We start from the raw sequence: 3986 nt of genomic DNA on the forward strand, positions 1-3986 counted from the left end.
AAAGGCTCCACTCTCCTAAGGCGCGCGTCTCTGGCCTTAATCATAAAGTTTTAACCCTTTTACCCATAGCCGACCAACCATAAAGGCTGCCTTATTTTTGCGGTAACTTCTGACCCGGTTTAAAAACGCGGGGCTTTCAGCCTTGGGAATTCCGTAAAGTCATCTATCTAATAGTAATTCTTCCGGATCTCAATCCCATCAATCAGAAGAAATAAATGGTAGATGCACCCTAATAATTACCCCTGAAGCTCACGGTTCAGGGGATTTTTTTTTAGGTGCGCTTTCCGTAGGCGAATTAAATTCGCCACGGGTCGCACCTGTAGATGTTGATATCAGCGTCTCAGCTGGCTGTTGGCTAAGAGTAAATTTATTCCGTGGGTTTTGTTATTGATTGACTAGTAAATTGACTAGTAATCCTTCCGGATCTCAATCCCATCAATCAGAAGAAATAAATGGTAGATGCACCCTGATAATTCCCCCTGAAGCTCACGGTTCGGGGGATTTTTTTTTAGGTGCGCTTTCCGCGTCTAATTATTAAATTCGCCACGGGTCGCACCTGTAGATGTTGCCATCAGCGCTTCAGCTAGCTGTTGGCTAAGAGCAAATTTCTCCCGTGGGTTTTGTGATCCATCGAATAGTAATCCTTCCGGATATCCATCCCATCAATCAGAAGAAATAAATGGTAGATGCACCCTGATAATTACCCCTAGGCTCAACGGTTTGGGGGTTTTCTTTTGGAACAGCTGTCCAATTGCGATCAAAGCTAATAGTTACCAGAGACATTCCGGCAATTTTTTCGACTATTTTATTGGTCATAGTTCCGGAGATTAGTAAAGTAACTAAGAAGAAAGAAATTAGATGCAACCTGATCAACACCCCTGAGATCTGATCGGGAGTTTTTTAGCAGTAGATCAACTGCGATCTATGTCACTAGTTACTAGAAGCACCGTCTAAGAGTGTTTTTCAAGCATTTACTTTTTTGCAGATCAATTGCGATCTATGTCACTAGTTACTAGAAGCACCGTCTAAGAGTGTTTTTCACCCATTTACCTTTCTGAGTGCGGTTCCGATGTTGATGCTCTCACCGCCTAGAGCAAACTTCCTTATTATAAGGCTACATTGATGGGATTGACCGTAGATCACGCTACGCTATCGATGATTACTCAGAAAAGAGTGAGTGCCAACTAAATTCGCGCGTTAATCGTTTTTAATCCCAGCTCTGAAGAGACTGGGTTTTCAAACTTCGCGCTTACTTGTGATCAAGTATCCCAGCTGTTAACAGCCAGAAATTTGGTAGTTTTTAGAATTAGTCCCAACCCAATATATCATAGCTAATCTGCTAACCAATAGCTATGGCTTGGGAGAAAATGGTACACCTAGACTATTTACCCTGGAGTAGGAGACGCTCCTCTATTTAATTGACCGACTACCCACTGATAAGTTCCATGTGCCAGCAAGTCCTTCACTAGTTCATAAGTAACGCTATAGTTAGACCTTGGCACGGTCAGTCAAAATTTCGTAGCCATCAGTTGTTACCAAAACCGTATGTTCAAACTGAGCGGATAGAGAATTATCCACCGTAACGACTGTCCAACGGTCAGATAGGGTGCGTGTGAACTTAGTACCAGCATTCAAAATTGGCTCAATCGCCAAAGTCATCCCAGCACGGAGCTTGACATTGGGCAATTCGCGGGTGCGGAAGTTGAACACTGAGGGGTCTTCGTGTAGATTTCGCCCCACACCGTGACCCGTATAATCCTCCACGATACTATAGCCATAAGTTTGGGCATGGTCTTCAATCGCACCAGCAATGTCTAGCAAGTAGTTCCCTGCTTTCACCTGTTCGATGCCCTTGTAGAGGGTTTCATTTGCCACCCGAATTAATTGACTAGCTTCTGGTTTGACCTCTTCAATCGCAATAGTAATGCATGAGTCTCCGTGAAATCCCTGATAGTAGGCACCTGTATCAACTTTCAACACATCACCACTGCAAATTACTTTCTTAGGACTAGGAATACCATGAACTACTTCGTGATTAAGGCAGGTGCAGAGCGAAGCAGGAAAGCCGTAGTAGCCTTTGAAACTTGGGGTTGCCCCCATCTGACGGATCCGCTTTTCAGCATAGGCATCTAAATCCGCTGTACTCATTCCTGGCTCAACCATCTCAGAAATTTCTTTGAGTACTGTTGCCACAATAGTTGCTGCCTGCCGCATGATCTCAATTTCACGCTCAGATTTGATTTCAACCCGTCGGCGTTTTTTCTTGGGACGGGAGGGATTAGTGGCACCGGAAAGCAGGTTACTTAGAATGTTCATTTGATAATTATTAGTTAATAAAGAATTATTAAAGAATTATTATATCTTTCGATTTTCTGTCTATTTTCGATTCGTAGCTCTATTGAGTAAAAATTCCTAGCAGGATGGTCTCCAACACTTCACTAAGAAGAGGATAAATCCCCTCTTTCAACAAAGAGCTATTCCAGTTAACCACAACTTGACATTAATGGTCGATTTTATTTATAATACAGATATCGGAATAGTTAATAAAACAAGGTTTAAAGTTAACTGATGAATAAGTGCGTTTGTACTACTGAAGCAGCATCTCTGTTAGGAATATCATCAAGACGATTGAGACAACTCCTTCAAGACGGTCGCGTCCGGGGTGCCTATAAAAGCGGCAAATTTTGGATTATTCCTCTGTTCAACCATTTACCCCAAATCATCAAGGCCAGCCGTGGCCCAAAGGGCAAGTGGCGTAGAAGTCGTCCTCCGGCTCTAGCTAAGATCAATGTCAATCGCAATCGCATTGGTAGCAACAACACTAAACGTCCCCAAGAGCGTCAGCCAGTGATTTCAGTAAAACGAAGCGGCAACAATCTATACGGCAACCAGGTGGAAATTCTTGGTCCGTGTCGGATTGTTTATCAACCGGATAACCCTCTTGATTGTGGGGCTCGTCTGTGGATCGAAACCTTTAGTGATATTCACTTTATCGGTAGGAGTTTTCCGGCCACTGCCTAGTAGAAGGTAGGGTTATATTTACCTTTTTCCTGTTGCGTTTTTCCATAACAACACACTGCCTATACCTAGGATGACTAAGGCAAAAATCCCTACGGGCAACCACCACTGTAATAGTTGAGGCTCTGATGGTGTAGCATTCTCGAAGGATTCTGAGAAGGATTCTGAGTGCTGGTTAAATTCAGGTTCAGTGTCAGGAGTTGGGACAGTCGCAGTTTTTTTCCCAGGAGTGACTGTAACGTCGTACTTGATCTCAAATGGCTTAAAACTAGCTCCTGATTTAGGAGTACCGCTTAAAACTAACTCATAGACTCCCGCTTTAGGAAAGACTAGATCAGCTCCAGGAATACCTTGATATTGTTCGGCTGATATAGCTTTAAGCTGTGGCTCAAGGATGGGGGAATTCCCTTGGTCTGATGAGGATTTAGAGTAAACCACTAGTTGACAGTCACATTGCTCTAGGGGAATGAGTTGGCCCCCTTGGCGAGTAAGGGCAAACCATGCTAGAGCAGGTTCTCTAGCTCGAGGATTGTGATTAGGTTCAATGTGGAAGGTAGCACCGACATCGGCAGATGTTTTGATGTTGTGAGAAATTATCGGAAAATACTGCTGATTTCTGAGTGCTAAGTTTTCCGTAGAGGAAATGTTTGATGGCAGTTGAATGGTCATGGGGGTTAACTATTAATGCTAAAATTTCTTCAAAGATGCTCTTAGCTCCTTACCAGAAAATGCCGGAGATACATAGGATATCGAAGATCATAAATGAATCTTTTGATTATAAATTGCTATAAGTTCACAATAAGGATAAATGACTAATGATAATATTTATCATAGTTTACAGTTAATGAACATAAGCACGGAATGGTTTTAGATTTGCTGCCGCTTTATTTTGCTCTAATTCTTTGCAAAACAGTAATGCCTAACAGCAAAATGATACCCCCTGTCGTGGCATAAATCACCCTAGGAGA

General features: G+C 42.7%; 4 protein-coding genes. 1 reads left to right on the top strand and 3 read right to left on the bottom strand.

Annotated elements, in window-relative coordinates:
• Positions 1–666: 666 nt before the first annotated feature.
• Positions 667–816 carry a hypothetical protein gene (locus F6J99_RS42875; protein ID WP_158517224.1) on the bottom strand — a complete coding sequence of 50 codons (150 nt, stop codon included), beginning with the start codon at positions 814–816 and terminating at the stop codon, positions 667–669.
• Between the two features lie 672 nt (positions 817–1488).
• Positions 1489–2316 (bottom strand): type I methionyl aminopeptidase, encoded by an 828-nt coding sequence (gene map, locus F6J99_RS42880; RefSeq protein WP_293123005.1) that lies wholly within the window; start codon positions 2314–2316, stop codon positions 1489–1491.
• Positions 2317–2568: 252 nt separating this feature from the next.
• On the opposite strand from map, the gene F6J99_RS42885 reads away from it, so the two are divergent.
• Positions 2569–3021 (top strand): DNA-binding protein, encoded by a 453-nt coding sequence (locus F6J99_RS42885; RefSeq protein ID WP_293123008.1) that lies wholly within the window; start codon positions 2569–2571, stop codon positions 3019–3021.
• Between the two features lie 18 nt (positions 3022–3039).
• Here the strand turns inward: F6J99_RS42885 and F6J99_RS42890 are convergent, their stop codons facing one another.
• The gene (locus F6J99_RS42890) at positions 3040–3687 is read right to left on the bottom strand and encodes a hypothetical protein (protein ID WP_293123011.1); all 648 of its coding nucleotides are present in this window, start codon (positions 3685–3687) and stop codon (positions 3040–3042) included.
• Positions 3688–3986 lie beyond the last annotated feature (299 nt).

It is taken from the genome of Moorena sp. SIO4G3, from assembly GCF_010692305.1.
Classification (GTDB): Bacteria; Cyanobacteriota; Cyanobacteriia; order Cyanobacteriales; family Coleofasciculaceae; genus Moorena; species Moorena producens_A.